The organism is Streptomyces sp. NPDC033178 (genome assembly GCF_055577685.1).
Window position 1 is genome coordinate 125110 of the sequence record NZ_JBVIPT010000006.1, and the last position, 16797, is coordinate 141906.

Genomic DNA, 16797 nt, shown 5'->3' on the forward strand with positions numbered 1-16797 from the left:
GGGTGGGGTGCCGCTGGATGGGTGGTCTTGGGCGAGGGCGTGGGTCCCGGTGGTGGGCGGAGGCTCAGGTGTTGGGGAGCGCCTGGATCAGGGGCGCCCATGAGGCCGTGGTCAGCTCGCAGCCCGCGCGGAGCAGGCGCTGTTTGTGCGGCTCGGAGCGGGTGTAGCCGAGGAAGCGGAGGCCGATGGCGTTCGCGGCGGTCAGCTCGGCGACCGACGAGCCGACCAGCACGGCGTCCGACGGCGACGCGCCGAGCTGGTCCAGGGCCCGCAGGAGGCAGTCGGGGTTCGGCATCAGCCGGGTCAGGTCCTCCGAGCGGCCGTGCACTCCGCCGCCCACCAGGCCGGTCAGCCGCCCGTGGGCCTGCAGATACATCCAGACGGCGCTCGGCGCGTTGTCCGCGACGACGGCGACGCGTCGGCCGAGGGCGTTGAGCGTGGTGATCAGGGAGTCGGAGAACGGGGTGGCCGTGGCGGTGGAGACGGCCCGCTCCTCGATGCGGTTGAGCCGACGGCGCAGATCGGCTCCCAGGGGGTGCTCGGCGAACTCCCGCAACAGGTCGAGCGGGTTCCAACGCCCCTCCAGGGGTGACGTGGGCGTGCCCCCCGGCGACAGAGACCCGCCGCCCGGCTCGTCGCTCGGTACGGCGTCGGGGTGGCGCGGTTCGGCGAGGAGCGCGGTGAGTTCCTGGGTGGCCTGGTCCTCCTTGGCCCGGGTGTAGAGGCGTACGAGGGGGCCGTCGAAGCCGATGAGTACGTGGGGGACGTCGACCAGGAAGGGGGCGGCGGCGTCCGGGGGCGGGACGAACGACTCGGTCGCCGGCGGGAGGAACGGCGGCTCTTCCTTCGGCTTCAGCCGCACCGAGCACGTCACCGAGAGCCCGGGAACCGGCCAGCTGTGCAGCTCGTTGTGGAGCGCGCCCCGCGTGGGCACACGGTGGACCGGGTGACGACGGGTGACGCGTCCGGCCTCCTTGATGACGTGGCCCAGGAGGCGTTCGGTCACGTTGCCGGTGTCACCGCCCACGAACGCCACCGGGTCGTTCACGTGCCAGGCCAGTTCCACGGACGCGGCGAAGGTTCCGCCGCGGGAACTGGGGAGGGACAGCCGGTGGCCGGACTGCCGGGGGGTGAGATCGACCTCGTAGTACGTGATCGGGCGCCCCGAAGCGGGTGCCTCGTGGAGCCGGCCGGGGTCGAGGAGCGTCAGTGCGCCGCCGGAGGGCTTGATGACGATGGCGGTGCGGCCGGGCTCCGGAAGGGGGATCCACCTGGGGGGTCGGGTGGTGAACGGGCCGCGCACGAGGTCGCCCTGCTCGATCTCGGGATCCGGGGCGAGCTCCGGAAGGTCCAGGGGGCAGAACCAGGCGAGGATCGGACCGGGCGGACCGTCGCGCGGCTCCGGGCGCAACGGTCGGAAAAGGGTGAGGTCGACGGGGAGGTCGCTGTTCGTGAGTTCCTCGTACAGGACCGGCGAGAGGAAGACCGCGATGTCCGACTGCTCCGGCGTCGGCAGAGAATCCGGCGTGGGGGGCTGCGCGGCGTGCCAGAACGTCAACCGGACCCTGGGCGGCTCGTCCGCCTCCAGGAGTATGCCCGGCAGGTCGCGCAGCGCCGCGTTCAGCACGGACAGCACGGATCGTACGGACTGTACGGGCGACTCGGCTGCGGTGGACACGACGTGGCCGTTGTCGTCGGAGCGCAGGTCGTAGTCGTCGGGAGCCAGGCCGCTGAGCGAGAGCAGCCAGACCAGGGAGTGGGCGAGCCGGTTGTGAGCCCTCCGGCGGTCGTCCGCGTCCGCGCACTCCATCGTGATGGTCGGCCGAGCGGCGTCCGCGACGCGGCCCAGGTTGCCGAGGGCGAGGAGGTGCAGCCGGCGGAGGTCCTCGTGCTCGGGGTGTGTGCGGAGCAGTTCGCCCAGGTCGGTGGCCGCCTGTTCGAAGTGGCCCAGTTCCAGGTCGAGTTCGGCGCGGGTGACGTGGAGCGAGAGGCGCAGGGCGCGCAGGCGGGAGCGGGTCGCCTCGGCGGCGGGGCCGGGGACGCCGTCGAGGGGTTCGCCGTACCAGAGGTCGAGGGCGCGTTGGACGGCGTCGCGGGCCGTCGTCGGGTCACCGTCCTCGCGAAGGGACTTCGCTTCGGCGACGAGCTCCTCGCAGCGGTTCACGTCGACGCTGTGGTGCGGTGCGGACAGGGCGTAGCCGTCCGTGGTGGTGGTGAGAATGCCGGGACCCAGGATCTTCCGCAGCCCCGAGGAGTACGTGGACAGTCCTCCGGCGCGTCCCGGGGAGTGCCGCCCCCACAGCCCCTCGGTCAGCTCGATGTGTGACACCGGACTGCCGTGTCGCAGGAGCAGCATGCACAGCACGGCCTGCTCCTCGGGGGAATGGTTGTGGAGGACGTCGTCGTCCCGCTCGATCCGCACCGGGCCGAGCAGGTGGTAGCGGTATCGGTCCGCGGCGAAGGCGGTCGTGGTCCTGCCGAAGGAAGGGGTCATGAGGAACTTGACGGCGCGACGCTGTCTGTCGGTGTCCGGAGAGAGCAGAAGACGGACAGCCGCTGCGAGCCGTGACCTGAACGCCCCCTCGAACTCCCGGAGTTCCTCAGGCGCCTCCTCCGTGACCAGGCTCTCCAGCAGATGTCCGAAGTCCTCCAGGTCCCTCGACTCGCCGTTCTCCCGGTCCTGCACCAGCTCGAAGTGCGTGATCCTGACGGTGCCGTCCGGAGACATCAACAGGCTCTGGGGTGTGAGGCGGCCGTGAGCGACACCCTGTTCATGCAGGGCCGTGAGCCCCAGCGCGATCTGCCGCACCACGGACACGAAGGCGGTGAAGGGCAGTCGTGAGCTCTCGGCGAGCGTGGCTCCCTCCACGAACTCCGTGACCAGGTACGCCGTGTCGTCCTCGACACCGAAGTCGTGGACGTCCATCACGTTGGCATGCCGGACACCGGCGAGAACGCGCGCGGTGTTCAGGAAGCGCTCGTGCCGCTCCGGCCCGATCGGGCGCGGGTACACGGCGACCGTCCTGCCGGACTCGATGTCCTCGGCCTCCATCACGTGCTTGCCCCGCCCCAACCGCCGCAGAAGCCGGTACCTGCCGAGTACCAACCCGGCGGGCGACTTGGGCGGGGCCCCGCCCATCCTCCGTACGCTCTCCTCCTGAACCGACGTGAACGGCTCGCCGTCGGCCGTGATGTCCCCGGGGCCCGGCACGGCGACGGGGAAGTCGCCGGCCGCCACTCCGGCCCGCGCGTCGATCAACGCGCCCACCCGCTTGACGAGTTCGGAGGTGCGGCCGAGTGCCGTGCGGGGCAGTGTCCGCCTCAGCAGTTCGCCCACGCCGGGCCGGAAGGCGTACGAACCCGCCCTGCCCGGGACCGCGATCAGGGCGCCGCTGAGGATCACCTCGGCGAGGTGCTGCGGCTGGGGGTTCCTCTCGATCGCCGCCTGGACCAGGCGCATGACGGGCAACTCGGGGCGCCCGACGGCGAGATGACCGGCGAGCCGGAAGGCCTCGGGGGAGGCGAGAGAACGGAAGCGGAGCAACAGCTCCTCGGGGGAGAGCCGTTCGACGTCGCTGCGGCCCCACTCGTCGACCGGAGCGGGTGGCGGGGCCCCGCCCAACAGGCCGACCGCACCCGGCAGCCGGCCTCCGCCCGCCACCAGCGCCGCCCAGTTCGCCAGCCAGGGCGCCGATGCCTCCAGGACGGGGAGGGGGAGCACGTCCCGCGGGACGTGCTCCATGGCGTACGAGTCCACGTCGTACGCGGAGTTGGGCGCGGCCGGACCCGGCGCGGCGATCCGGGCCGTCGTGGCGGGCAGTGCGGTGGTGCGCCACAGGCGTTCCGGGAGCGGCTGGACCACGGCGACCGGCATCCTGGCGGACCAGCGGCGCAGCGTCGCGTACCAGCGGCTGCCCGCCGGTCCTTCCCGCCACTGCGGGCCCATGCAGTCGCTGATCAGCAGGGTGACCGTACGCCCGTCCGCGTACGCCTCCTGCGAGCCCGGGCGGCGTACCGTGCCGTCGGTCTCCAGCCGGTGCAGCTCCACCGTGCGGAAGATGCCCGACTGGGCGAGCGCCGAGTGCAGTTCACGGACGAGCGGGCGCCAGATGGGCATCGTCGGGCCGGTGTCGTGCACGAGGTGGAGCGTCAGCCAGCGCTCGGTCGCGGGGCGCAGGACGGGCAGCCACCACTGGGGGGCGGCTCCGAGCCGGGCGATCCGGTGCGCGGTGGCCGCCTCGTCCAGTTCCTGTCCGAAAGGGGCGGGGACGCTCCGCTTGAGGGGGCGGAGGGCGCGTTGGAGTTTCAGGGGGTGGGGGAGCATCGGTGGGGCGGGGGCCAGGAGCGAGGTGTACGGGGTGGTGGGGTTCGGGTTGTCTGCCTGAGATGCGTCTGCCTGTGTGGATGTGCCGGGTAGGCGCAGGGGGACCCTGTTGTCGGGGTGCTCGGGGATCTGGGGGTGGCTGGGGTGCGGTTGTGTCCTCGGTGCGGGCGGGTGGGGGCTGGGTGCGCAGTTCCCCGCGCCCCCAGGATCAGGGGGCGCCGCGCCCGAATCCGCGCCCGCGCCCGAGTCGGGGGAGTCCGGGGGCGGGGTGGTCGTGTCGGCCGAGGGTGTGGCCGGAGCGTTGGTCTCGGGAGCCCGCATGTGGCCGGCCAGCCACAGCAGTTCGGCCAGTTCGACGGAGGTGGGGGCCTGGCCGTGGCCGGCCTCCGTGAGGACGTCGGCGAGGCGGGCGGCGCCGGTGTCGGCGCCTGGACCGGTGTCCGTACCGGCAGTGGCGTTGGCACCGGTACCGGCGTCGGCCTCAGAAGACATCCGATTCGTCCCCCGTGTGGCTCAGATACGGCATCAGCTGCTCCGCCAGGTCGTCGCGCGACGCCGCGTCGATGCCCGCCGTGCCCGTGAGGTAGATGGCGTTGAGGAGTTGGTCCGTGGCGAGTTCGCCGTCCGTCCCCCGGGACAGGAAGCGGTCGATCAATTCCCGTGCGTGCGCGTCGGGTTCGCCGAGGTGGGCGCGGACGATGCTCTCCAGGTGGGCGGCGCGGGGCTGGTGCAGTTCGAGGCGGACACAGCGGCGGAGGAACGCGGGCGGGAACTCGCGTTCGCCGTTGCTGGTGAGGACCACGAAGGGGAAGGCGCGGCAGCGGACACGGCCGCGCGAGACCTTCACCCGTTCGTCCGTGCCGTCGACCATGACCTCGGCGGAGGGGGTGTGCCGGGCGGCGCGGACCAGCTCCGGGATCTCGTACTGGCCCTCCTCCAGGATGTTGAGGAGGTCGTTCGGCAGGTCCAGGTCGCACTTGTCGATCTCGTCGATCAGCAGGGCGCGCGGACGGCCGTACGGGAGGAGCGCCGTGCCGAGCGGGCCCAGGCGCAGATGGTCCTGGAGCCCGCCGTCGGTGGGGAGTTCATCGTCCGGCGGTACCTCGCGTGCGGCGGCGCGTCCTGCCGCGTACAGGCGGGAGAGCGGATCGTACTGGTAGAGGCCGTCGTGGAGCGTGGCGCGGCTGGTGATGTTCCAGCGCAGTACAGGGCCGAGGCGCAGCTCCCTCGCCACCGCGTACGCGAGGCTCGACTTGCCGCTGCCCGGTGGGCCCGTCACGAGGAGCGGGCGGCGCAAGTACAGGGCGGCGTTGACGAGTTGGACCGCCCGGTCCGTGGCGCGGTAGGTACGGGCGCGGTGCCGACGGTCCGGGGAGGTCGCCGAGGCGTCGTCGTTCTCGGCGGGGGTTTCCAGCTCCGGGCCGCCGTCGAAGGCGCGCCAGGGTGGTGGCGCGGGCAGCTCGGCGATGCCGTCGTGCGGTTCGCTCGTACCCGTGTAGACGGGCCACAGGGACATGGTCTCTCCGAACGTGTTCCGTGTTCCGTTGTGCGTTCCGTGCTTCAGTCGACGGCTTCGGGCCGCCGTTCATCAACCGATTTCCTGCGGCCTCCTCAACGATCCCTTCAACGGCCTGCTCAGCCAACCGGGTTGTGCGCGTAGCCGACGGGGTCGGGGAGGCATTCGGGGTCCTCCCAGAGGAGTGCCAGGTCGTGTGCCCAGTGCGGTTCCGCGGTTCCGGACGCGTACGCCGTCTCGCGCAGCTCATGGACGTACTGCGGGAGTTCGTGGGGCGGCAGGTCCGCGAGATGTTCGGCGAGGCGGTCCAGGAACTCCGAGCCCGCGCAGTCCGCGGGCCGCCCGCACCGGTGCTCGCCGCGGCAGCCGGAGCGCGGCCACAGCATCACCGGTACGGCGGCGTTCAGGCTCGCCTGGAACAGCCTTCTGACCCCGTCGGCGCGGGGCGGCGTACCGAAGCCCACCACGTCGGCGTCCCGGCGCAGGTCGATGGTCAGTTTCACCTGGTCCTGTCCGACGGACCAGCAGTCGATGCGGTGCAGCCGGGCCGCCGACCCCGAGTCCAGGGACCGCCACTTCTGTCTCAGCTTGTGCTGCAGACCGCCGCTGCGCCGCCGCTCCAGGTCCATCACGACGAGCGGTGCGAAGGAGCCGAGCGGACTGTCGTCGTCGGCGCTGCGCTTCCAGCGCGCCACGTCCGCGTTGAGCCAGCGACGCGGCAGCACGAAGGCGATCAACTCCCGGGCTCCCGGCTCCAGTTCGTGGTACGCCTCGTCGATGCGTTGCAGCGCGTACGGGCGCACACGGTCCACCGGGAGGCGCCGGGAGCCGACCACTCGGCGGTGCCGGTCGTTGTACGCGGACACCTCGACCAGGAAGTCCCGGTTGCCGGTGCCGCTGGGGGCGATCTCCACGAGGATCGGCGACCAGGTGTGTGCCGTGGAGCTCGCACGGGTTGCGGGTGCGTGTGCGGGGGCCGGGCCGCGGTTGGCGTGTGGGAGCGGCCAGCTTCGCAGTGCGGACCGGAGCCGGGCGTCGTCCACGAAGTCGGCCAGGCGGGCTGCGAAGCGGGGGGTGGCGGCCGGGTCAGGTACCTCGGAGAGGAGGTACCAGGCCGCGGACCAGAGGGAGCCGAAGCCGTGTGGGGGGAGCGGGGGGCCGAGCGGGCCGACCGCGTCCAGGTACAGCCGTTCGGGGCTGCATTCCGGAGTGCGGGGGGTCTTGTTGTGGCTCGGCTGCGGGTGGATGGCGGCCGGTCGCGCAGTTCCCCGCGCCGCTGAAGGGGCGCTGGGTCTCGGCGCGGTTGCCTCCTGATGTTTCTCCGCTGCCTCCACCAGGTGGCGCAGGCGCTCCTTCTGGGGCTGGTCGTACTCCGGTGTCGGGATCAGGTCGCCGAGCCGGGGCCAGTAGCGGGCCATGATCTGGGCGGGGAGCATGCGGCCGTTGCGGATCTCGGGGCTGCGGGCGGCGGCGGAGACCATGCCCACGACGCGGCCGGTGTCGGCGAGGGTCACCGCGGCGCCGCTGAAGCCGGGGGCCAGCGGCTGGCCGTGCGCGGCCCACGCCTCCAGCTGGACCCACTCGCCGGCGATCAACTGGTCGGCGGTGGCCCGGTATTCGGCGAGCGTGCCCTCGTCGTACCGCTTCGGGAAGCCGTAGGCGAGGAGCCTGCGCGGGGGGTCCCCGTACGCGTCGGAGGGTGTCGCGAACTCCGCCGGCTTCAACGACACCGGGCGGTCCAGTTCGAGTACGGCAAGGTCGCCCGGGTCTGTGTCACGGCCGTCCCAGCCGCCGTGCGCGATCACCCGGGCGGGCACCTCACCCTCGCCGCCGTGTGCGAAGGACACGGCGACCGGATCCGTGTCGCTGTGTGCGACGACATGGGCGCAGGTCAGGACGTGCCGCTCGGTGACCAGGAAGCCGGCACCGGTGGCGCGTCCGCAGTTGATTCTCGCGTGCCAGGAAGCGCTGCTCATGAGACCGGGGTGGCCTCCGGGGAGCCCGGGGAGCCAGGGGTGACCGCGGGCGAGCCGTCCGACCCGCCGGACCCGCCGGACCCACCGGACCAAGCGGGCGACCAGGAGAGCTTGACGACGAGATGGCCCTCGACCGCGCTCTTGGCGATCAACGCGCCCGCCTCCGCGGTCAGTTTGACGCCGAACTCGATCTCCACGTTGTCGGGCTTCAGCGAGCCGTCCCGGAAGACGCGGAGCGCCGACTCGGCGGCCGCCCGCACCCCTTCGAGTGAGCCCTCGAACGTACGGGCCGCCTGGACCGTGCCGTCCGCGCGTGCGACCAGCCGGGAGCCGGACTCGTCCTCGACGCCTTCGACGACGATCACGGCACCGTCGTCGGTCTTGAACTCCACTAAACCGTCCATGGTGTGGCAGAACCCCCGTCGTCCGTGACTGCTGACCTACCCATTGTCACGGACGGTACTTGGCGCTGTCGCGGTTTCCACAGGTCGTTCACCGGCTCTCTGGCGGAAAACCGCCAGGGCAGCTTTCCGCCAAGTCCGGTCGGCACCGCCGCAACACCGGCCCCCCGAGACTCTTCGCAGCACCCGGGCACCACCACGGTCCGAGAAGAACCCGCGAAGAATCCGAGAAGAGATCCGAGAAGAAGAGGTACGGATGACCAGAGGATCCGCGAGACGTGGGGCGGCGCTCGCCTCGGCCGGGCTCGTGCTCGCGCTGCTGCCCACGGGCGGGGCGGAGGCACAGGACGCCGAGGCACAGGACACCGGAACCCGGGCCCGTACCCGCGACGCCTCCGCCGCCCGCACCGTCACCCTCGTCACCGGCGACAAGGTGACCGTCACCGACCTCGGCGGCGGCAGGAGGACGGTCACCGTCGAACGGCCGCGGGGCGCCCCCGGAGCCGTCCATACGCAGACGGCGAACGGCTCCGTCACCGTCGTACCGGACGAGGCGCTGCCCTATCTGCGGGCCGGCACCCTCGACCAACGGCTGTTCGACGTCAGCGAGTTGATACGGCAGGGCCTCACGGACCGGAAGACCGGCGAGCTGCCGCTGATCGTCACGTACGAGAAGGGCGCGCGTGTCGCGACGCCGCGCGGCGCCGAGAGGACGCGCGGGCTGCCCAGCGTCCATGGAGCGGCTGTCGACGCCGACAAGGGGCGGACGTTCTGGCGGGCGCTGACCCGGCAGGACGGGATCGACAAGGTCTGGCTCGACGGGCGGGTCCGCGCCGACATGGCCGAAAGCAATGCCCAGATCGGTACGCCGGAGGCGTGGGAGGCGGGGCTGACCGGCAAGGGCGTCACGGTCGCCGTGCTGGACACGGGGGTGGACGTCGGCCATCCCGATCTCGACGGACGGGTCTCCGCCACCAGGAGTTTCATCGAGGGCGAAGAGGTCGCCGACCGCAACGGCCATGGCACGCACGTCACTTCGACCGTCGGCGGCAGCGGCTCCGCCTCCGACGGCAAGGAGAAGGGCGTCGCGCCCGGCGCCACGCTCGCCGTCGGAAAGGTCCTCAGCGACCAGGGCTCGGGCAGCGAGTCGCAGATCATCGCGGGCATGGAGTGGGCCGCGCGGGACGTCGGCGCCGAGGTCGTCTCGATGAGCCTCGGCTCGACCGAGCCCAGCGACGGCACCGACCCCATGGCCCAGGCCGTCGAGACCCTCTCGAAGGAGACCGGCGCCCTCTTCGTCGTCGCCGCGGGCAACACCGGTGCCCCGTCCTCCATCGGCTCGCCCGGCGCCGCCGACTCCGCGCTGACCGTCGGCGCGGTCGACTCCGCCGACCAGGCCGCGTACTTCACCAGCGCGGGCCCGCGGTACGGCGACAACGCCCTGAAGCCCGACCTGTCCGCCCCGGGCGTCGACATCCTCGCCGCCCGCTCCCGTCTCGCGCCCGGCAGCGGCGACTACACCGCCATGAGCGGTACGTCGATGGCGACACCCCATGTCGCGGGCGTCGCCGCACTCCTCGCCGAGCGGCACCCCGACTGGACCGGCGCGCAGCTCAAGAACGCGCTGATGTCGACGTCGAAGCAACTCGACGCCTCTGCGTATGTGTTGGGCGCCGGGCGAGTGAGCGTGCCGGAGGCCGTGAAGGCCGACGTCACCGCCACGGGAAGCGCCGATCTGGGCTTCCACCGCTGGCCCTACGAGTCGAACGAGCCGGTCACCAGGACCGTCACCTACACCAACTCCTCCGACACGGCAGTCGAGTTGAGCCTCGCCGTGCGAGGAGCGCCCGACGGGGTCGCGACGCTCGCCGACTCCACGCTGACCGTGCCCGCGCACGGGACGGCCTCCACGACCGTGACCGGGGACGGGGACAAGGCCCCGGTGGGCAACACCAGCGGGCAGATCGTGGCCTCGACGGCGGACGGCACAACCGTCGCGCACACGGCCTTCGGCCTGGTCAAGGAGGAGGAGCGGTACACGCTCACCGTCCACGTGAAGGACCGCGCCGGGGAGGCGACCGCAGCCGACCTCGTCGTGCAGCGACTCGCCGAGGGCGTCGACCCGTTCCCGGCCCCGGTCGGTGACTCCGGCACGGTGGAACTGAGGCTGAAGCCCGGCACGTACAGCCTGAACACCTTCCTCGACGTACGCGGCAGCCGTGGCGCCGACTCGCTCGGGCTCGGCTTCCTCGCCGCACCCGAGATCGACCTCGACCGGGACCGCGAAATCACCCTGGACGGGCGGAAGTTGAGGGAGGTCGCGGCCCGTGTCGACCGGCGCACCGAGACCCGGCAGCTGCTGATGGAGTACGACCGCGCGGCCAACGGCTCGGACCTGTTCGGGGCCGTCCAGGTGCCGGTCAAGTACGACAGCGTCTTCGCGGCACCCACGGCGAAGGTGACGAAGGGCAGTTTCGAGTACCGGACCGTGTGGCGGCTCGGGAAGCCGATGCTGGAGGTCAAGGGGGTCGGGGAGGCCGTCGTCCAGCCCGGGAGCACGCTCGTCGAGGGGCGCCGCAAGCTGCCGCTCGTCGATGTCGGCACCGGGGAGTACGACGGAAAGGACGTACGTGGCAAGGCAGTTCTCGTCCGGATGCGGGAGGGTGCGGAGCCCGCCGAGATCGCGCAGGCCGCCCAGGACGCGGGCGCCGAGGCCCTGTTCGTCACGGACGACGTGCCCGGACGGCTCAACGCCTGGTTCGGCACCGACGACAACGCCGACCGGCCGATCCAGATCGCCACGGTCGACGCGGCGGACGCGGTACGTCTGCGCGCGGCCCGGAAGGTCGAGACGAACGGGACGCGCAACACGCCCTACACATACGACCTTTCGGAAGGGCATCGCGGGAGCATCCCGTCACGCGACCTGACGTACGAGCCCTCGCGCGGCCAACTCGCCGTGCTGGACACCAGGTTCCACGCCGTGAAGCCCGTGTCCGGCAGCGAGTTCCGGTACTCGCTCACCGACGACTCCTTCCCCATCGGCATCGGCTTCCAGGAGCGGATCGACTTCCCGGCCGAGCGCACGGAGTACGTCTCCACCGGACCCGGCCAGCTGTGGCACGAGTCCGTCAACGTCGGGGCCGGGGACCTGGAGGAGCGCAGCGGGCTCGTCCGCTACCGCGGGGGCACGCATCCGGACCTCGACTGGTTCCGGCCCGTCTGGCATCCGTGGCTCGGCACCGGGCTCGGCTGGGGGCAACAACGGGCGGGCGGCCAGCTGCAGTTCAACACCCCGGGCTGGGGCGACTCCGGGCCCGACCACACCGGCTTCGGCAACGTGTGGAGCGACGAGACCGGCATGACCCAGTTCACCGAGGTGTACCTCGACGGGGAACTGGTCGACCGGCGGATGAGCTCCGGCGCCTATGTCTCGGACGCCCCCGCGGACGAGCACACGTACAAGGTCGTCACGGACACGACGCTGGACGCGGACCGCTGGAAGCTCTCCACGAGGGGCCACTCCGAGTGGACGTTCCGGTCGGCTGCCACCCCCGAGGACCGCTGGACCGTACTGCCGCTGCTCAACCTCGGCTTCGACGTCGACACCGACCTCGCGGGGAACGTGCGGGGCGGTAGCCGGCTGCCGGTGGGGATCCACTCCTCGTACGTGGCGGGCGCGACGGACACCGGCGCCACAGGGACCATCGGCGGCGGGAAGCTCGAAGTCTCCTACGACGACGGGAAGACGTGGCGGACGGTACGGCTTTCCGGCTCCGACCCCGGCTCCGACTCCGGTTCGGGCTCGGGTGAGGCCGCCTGGAAGGGGACGGTCACCGTGCCGCGTGGCGCGGAGTACGTGTCGCTGCGGGCCTCGGCGAGCGACGACCGGGGTGGTTCGGTGACGCAGGAGATCATCCGGGCGGTGGGCGTGCGGTAGGCACCGGCACGGAACCGTACGGGCGCGGACGGCGCCGCCTCCCCCTGGGGCCGGGAGGCGGCCAGCCCTCGTTCTTGGAACGGGCCTGCTAGGAGGGCGACTTCAGTGGCCGCACGATGCCGCGTACGACACCGAGGTCCACCAAGTCCTGCGGTCGGATGTGGAGTTGGCCGGCCGTGGCGCGTACCTCCTCCGGTGGTCGCTTGAGGATGGCGGCCGCCAGCTCGGGGGCGATGACGGAGAAGTAACTGTCCGGCGTGGCCCAGGTGTTGTCCGGTGCGGCGAGGGCCAGCGCGCCGCCCGAGCCGCCCTCGCCGATCAGCAGGGTGGTGAGGGGTGTTCCGGCGGCGGCCACGGCTCCGAACACGTCCGCGATCGCCGCGCCCGCGCCCTGCCGTTCCGCCTCCGCGTCGTTGGCGGCACCCGGGGTGTCCACCAACGTCAGTACGGGGATGCGGAGTCGGTCCGCGAGCCGGATCAGCCGGGCGGCGGTGCGGTAGCCGGCGGGGCGGGTGGCGGTGCCGGTCTGGGCCGCGTAGGCCACGGCACGGCCGCCGTCCTTCAGTACGCCGAACCCGCAGAGCATCCCGTCGTCCGTGCCGCCGCAGCGGTCACCGCTGATCGCCGCACGACGGGCGAGGTACGCGTCCAAGTAGGCGGTGGCGCGGGGGCGTTCCGAGGAACGGGCCTTGTCCACCGCCTCCCAGCCCGTGGCCGGCGGATCGGTGTCGGCCAGGGCGGGCGGGGGTGGCACCGGCTCCGCCGACGGGTGGCTCAGCAGGTGCAGCCACAGCCCCAGCAGCTCGGGCAACTCCGCCGGTGGCACCACCGCGTCGACCGCTCCCGCCGCCAGCTGCGCCTCCGCCGTGTACGCCGCCGGGTCGGCCTCGGGCGGACGTACGCGTGAGCCCGCGAAGCCCACCTGGGCGCCCGGGAGCGCGAGGACGACATCGGCGCCCGCACCCAGGGTGGCCCAGCCGCCGCCGGTCGTGGGGTCGCGCAGGACCGCGATCTGCGGCAGGCCGGCCTCGCGGGTGAGCGTCGACTGCCGTGCCACGCGCTGGAGTTGGACCAGTGCGCGCATGCCCTCCTGCATACGGCTGCCGCCCGTGGCGACGAGGGAGACGACCGGGAGCCGGTGCTCGCGCGCGTACGCGTGGGCCGCCTCAAGCCGGTCACCCGTACGCTCGCCCAGCGATCCGCCGAGGAAGCCGAACTCGAAGGAGATGAGCACGGTCGCCGTCCCGCCGACGGTCGCCGTACCACAGACGACCGACTCCTCCTCACCGGTGCTGGCGGCGGCGCGGGCGCGCGAAGCGTCGTAACCCTGCCAAGACAGGGGCCCGTCCGGACCGTATTTCGTTGCGGGGCCTGCGGGGCTTGCGGGGTCTGCGGAGCTTGCAGGGCTTGTGGGGTCCGCGGGCTCGGTCAGTTCGGTGAACCCGGAGGTGATCAGGTCGATCGCCTCGCGGGCCGTGTACCGCGGCACGGCCTCAGCCATGGGTCAGCGCACGCTTCATGATCTTGCCCATGTCGTTGCGGGGCAGGGCGTCGAGGTGGTGGACGACGCGGGGCCGTTTGTGGGGCGCGAGGCGGCGGGCCACATGGTCCGCCAACTCGTCGACGGAAGGCGGTGACTGGGGATCCGCGGGCACGATCCACGCCACGATCCGCTCACCCAGGTCGGCGTCCGGTTCGCCGGTGACCGCGGCCTCCCGCACGCCCGGGTGCTCCAGCAGCGCGTTCTCGATCTCGCCCGCCCCGATCTTGTAACCGCCGCTCTTGATCAGGTCGGTGGCCTTCCGGCCGACGATGCGTACGTAGCCGTCGGTGTCGCGCACCGCCATGTCGCCGGTGCGGAACCAGCCGTCCTCGGTGAAGGCCGCCGCGGTCGCCTCGGGCCGGTTCAGATACTCGGTGAAGAGGTTCGGCCCGCGGACCTGGATCTCGCCGACGGTCTCCCCGTCGTACGCCTCCACGGCCGTCGTCCCGTCCTCCTCCGTCAGCCGCAGTTCGACGCCAGGCAGCGGGACGCCGACCGTTCCCGCGCGCGGCTCCCCGTCGGCCCGGACGCTGGTGTTCATGAGGGTCTCCGTCATGCCGTACCGCTCGATGACCCGGCGCCCGGTCGCCAGCGCGATCCGCTCGTGGTCGTGCACGGGCAGGGCCGCCGACCCCGACACGAGCAGCCGCGCCCGGGCCAGGGCCTTCGCGAGCGCGGGGTCGTCGGGGAGGGTTTCCGCGATCCGGTGGTACATCGTCGGCACGCCGAACAGCATGGTGGCGCCCTCGCTCAACTCCCTTGTCACGCCCGCCGTTTCGAAGCGACCCAGATGCCGTACGGATCCGCCGCGGCGCAGCGGGCCGAGGATGCCCAGGATCAGGCCGTGCACGTGGAAGAGGGGGAGACCGTGCACGAGGACGTCGTCACCGGTCCACTGCCAGGCGTCCGCGAGGGCGTCGAGGGTGGTGGCGACGGCCCGGCGGGGGATGACGGCACCCTTCGGGGGGCCGGTGGTGCCGGAGGTGTAGACGATGAGGGCGGGGGCTCCGGGGGTGAGGCCGGGGTGTCCGATGGCGGCGGGGGCACCGGTGCCGGGGGCGCCGGTGGCGGAAGACGCCGTCCCCGTGCCGCGTACGTCGGTGTCGACGTCCACGTCGACGCGCTCCAACGCGTCGAGTGTGGCCGGGAGTTGCGTGCCCGGTGCCGCGAGCACCAGTGTCGGGGCGCTGTCCGACACGATGTGCCCCAGCTCGCTCTCGCCCGACCTCGGGTTGAGCGGTACGGCGGGGACGCCGGCCAGCAGCGCGGCGACCACGGCGACCGCGGTCTCCAGGGTGGGGGTGGCCCAGACGGCGATCCGGCCCGCCTCCGTGACACGGGCCGCCAGGGGGGAGGCGGTGGCCGCGAGCTCGCCGTAGGTCAGGGTGCGGTCGCCGAAGCGCAGGGCGGGCCGGTGCGCGCCGGGGCCGTCCGGGTCCGCCTGGGCCTCGGTCAGGGCCGGGAAGAGATCCGGGGAATGAGCCGGGGAGAGAGGGGACACGCGTCGTACTCCTTAAGTCGTTCGTCGAAGGCCGCCCGTCGGCAGCGGCCCGTCGGAAGCCGCCCGTCGGAACGCACGGCCCGGCCGGTGTCATCCCCAGTCGGGGACCACCAGCGCGAGCCACACCACGGCGGGGACCACGGCCACCACGATCCCTCCGTACATCATCAACTGCCGGAAGAAACGCTCCCGGTCGACGCCGGGTGCCGCCGCGAGCACCAGCGCGCCGTTCGTCGAGAACGGGCTCACGTCCACCACCGTCGCCGACACCGCGAGCGCCGCCACCATGCCGACCGCCCCGATCTCGCCCTGCGCCAGGAACGGCACCGCCAGCGGGATCAGCGCCCCCATGATGCCGACGGACGAGGCGAACGCGGAGACCAGCGCGCCGATGTAGCAGAGGAGCACGGCGGACAGCAGCGGGACGCCGATGTCGCTGACGCCCTCGCCGGCCCAGTCGATCGTGCCCATCTCGTCCAGGACGCCGACGTACGTCAGCACACCGCAGATCAGCAGGACCGTCGGCCAGGCGATCTGGCCGACGGCGTTGCGGCTGTCCTCCGGCCAGCAGGTGCTGAGCAGGACGGCGAGGGTGATGGAGGTCAGGCCGGCGTCCAGGTCGAAGGCGAGCACGGCGACGACCAGGGCGACGAGAGCGGCGAGGGTGGCCATACGGGCGGGGTTGAGCCGCGTGGTGTCGTCCTCGCGCTCCTCCGAACGGTCCTCTTCACGGTCCTTTTCAAGGTCGACCTCGCGAGCCTCGGGCGTGCCCTTCGCGTCTGCGCCCGCGCCGGCCGGGACCGCCGATGCCGAGACCGACGACGAGGCCGACGCCGAGACCGGGGCAGTCTCCGCGACCGCGCCGTCGTTGCGCAGCTTCAGCCCGCCGAACAGGACGAACACCACGCCCGCGATCACGAGGTTGACGACGAGCGAGGCGAGGAACAGGGCGATCTCGTTGCCGGGCAGCTTCTCGCGCTCGACGATGCCGTTGACGATCGTCCCGTAGATGCTGATCGGGGAGAATCCGCCGCCCTGCGCGCCGTGCACCACCATCGCGCCCATCAGCAGCGGGCTGATGTGGTAACGCGCGGCGAAGCTCAGCGCGATCGGCGCCACGATGGCGACGGCGGCCGGGCTGACCGCGCCGATCGCGGTGAGCGCGCCCGTCAGCACGAACATCACCCACGGGATCAGTACGACCCGTCCGCGCACGAGCCGGATCGAGGCGTGCACCAGCCAGTCGGTGGTGCCGTTGGCACGGGCGATCGCGAACAGATAGGTCACGCCGACGAGTACGACGAAGAGGTCGCCGGGGAAACCGGCGAAGATCTTGTCGGTGTCGAGGTCCGCGACCAGTTCGCCGACTCCGAAGGCGGCGGCGAAGGCGAGGGCGCCCATGTTGATGGAGCGGGTCGTGGCGATCACGAACACCACGACGAGCACAAGGATCGAGATCAGTTCGGCGGACATACGGGCTCCCGTCTTTGGGTCCCTTGTCGAGCGGATGACGAGCGGGTGGCGAGCGGATGGTGAGCGGATGGTGAGCGGGGCGGCTGATTGGCCAAGTGGCTGAACCACATTGGGTGGTGCTCG

The 16797-nt window shown here is 72.2% G+C and carries 8 protein-coding genes; 1 reads left to right on the forward strand and 7 read right to left on the reverse strand.

Annotation, left to right across the window (positions count from 1 at the left end):
• Positions 1 to 64 precede the first annotated feature (64 nt).
• The 4 genes from ACZ5VQ_RS16550 to ACZ5VQ_RS16565 all read right to left on the reverse strand — a co-directional run bounded on the left by ACZ5VQ_RS16550 (position 65) and on the right by ACZ5VQ_RS16565 (position 8220).
• Positions 65 to 4816, reverse strand: a complete 4752-nt coding sequence (locus ACZ5VQ_RS16550) for an SAV_2336 N-terminal domain-related protein (protein WP_469105471.1) — start codon at positions 4814 to 4816, stop codon at positions 65 to 67.
• Positions 4806 to 5840, reverse strand: coding sequence for an AAA family ATPase (locus tag ACZ5VQ_RS16555; RefSeq protein ID WP_469105472.1), 1035 nt, complete (start codon positions 5838 to 5840; stop codon positions 4806 to 4808). The genes ACZ5VQ_RS16550 and ACZ5VQ_RS16555 overlap by 11 nt, the downstream gene beginning before the upstream one ends.
• Before the next feature lie 119 nt (positions 5841 to 5959).
• A complete protein-coding gene (locus tag ACZ5VQ_RS16560; RefSeq protein ID WP_469105473.1) occupies positions 5960 to 7816 on the reverse strand; it encodes a VMAP-C domain-containing protein in 1857 nt (618 codons plus the stop codon).
• Positions 7813 to 8220, reverse strand: coding sequence for a CU044_2847 family protein (locus tag ACZ5VQ_RS16565; protein WP_469105474.1), 408 nt, complete (start codon positions 8218 to 8220; stop codon positions 7813 to 7815). Before ACZ5VQ_RS16565 ends, ACZ5VQ_RS16560 begins: the two co-directional genes overlap by 4 nt.
• Before the next feature lie 253 nt (positions 8221 to 8473).
• Between ACZ5VQ_RS16565 and ACZ5VQ_RS16570 the strand changes: the two genes are divergently transcribed.
• Positions 8474 to 12157, forward strand: coding sequence for a S8 family serine peptidase (locus ACZ5VQ_RS16570; RefSeq protein WP_469105475.1), 3684 nt, complete (start codon positions 8474 to 8476; stop codon positions 12155 to 12157).
• 88 nt (positions 12158 to 12245) lie between these two features.
• Here the strand turns inward: ACZ5VQ_RS16570 and ACZ5VQ_RS16575 are convergent, their stop codons facing one another.
• From ACZ5VQ_RS16575 to ACZ5VQ_RS16585, 3 genes are all read right to left on the reverse strand, one after another.
• Positions 12246 to 13658, reverse strand: a complete 1413-nt coding sequence (locus tag ACZ5VQ_RS16575; RefSeq protein WP_469105476.1) for a carboxyl transferase domain-containing protein — start codon at positions 13656 to 13658, stop codon at positions 12246 to 12248.
• A complete protein-coding gene (locus tag ACZ5VQ_RS16580) occupies positions 13651 to 15201 on the reverse strand; it encodes an acyl-CoA synthetase (protein ID WP_469105477.1) in 1551 nt (516 codons plus the stop codon). Before ACZ5VQ_RS16580 ends, ACZ5VQ_RS16575 begins: the two co-directional genes overlap by 8 nt.
• 90 nt (positions 15202 to 15291) lie before the next feature.
• Entirely contained in the window at positions 15292 to 16674 is a 1383-nt protein-coding gene (locus tag ACZ5VQ_RS16585) for an SLC13 family permease (protein WP_469105478.1), read from the reverse strand.
• Between the last annotated feature and the right edge of the window lie 123 nt (positions 16675 to 16797).

Bases quoted from the DNA above. Each gene is read 5' to 3' on its own strand.
- ACZ5VQ_RS16550 (WP_469105471.1), bottom strand. From the start codon at position 4,816: ATGTCTTCTGAGGCCGACGCCGGTACCGGTGCCAACGCCACTGCCGGT.
- ACZ5VQ_RS16565 (WP_469105474.1), bottom strand. From the start codon at position 8,220: ATGGACGGTTTAGTGGAGTTCAAGACCGACGACGGTGCCGTGATCGTC.
- ACZ5VQ_RS16570 (WP_469105475.1), top strand. From the start codon at position 8,474: ATGACCAGAGGATCCGCGAGACGTGGGGCGGCGCTCGCCTCGGCCGGG.
- ACZ5VQ_RS16585 (WP_469105478.1), bottom strand. From the start codon at position 16,674: ATGTCCGCCGAACTGATCTCGATCCTTGTGCTCGTCGTGGTGTTCGTG.
- ACZ5VQ_RS16575 (WP_469105476.1), bottom strand. From the start codon at position 13,658: ATGGCTGAGGCCGTGCCGCGGTACACGGCCCGCGAGGCGATCGACCTG.
- ACZ5VQ_RS16560 (WP_469105473.1), bottom strand. From the start codon at position 7,816: ATGAGCAGCGCTTCCTGGCACGCGAGAATCAACTGCGGACGCGCCACC.
- ACZ5VQ_RS16555 (WP_469105472.1), bottom strand. From the start codon at position 5,840: ATGTCCCTGTGGCCCGTCTACACGGGTACGAGCGAACCGCACGACGGC.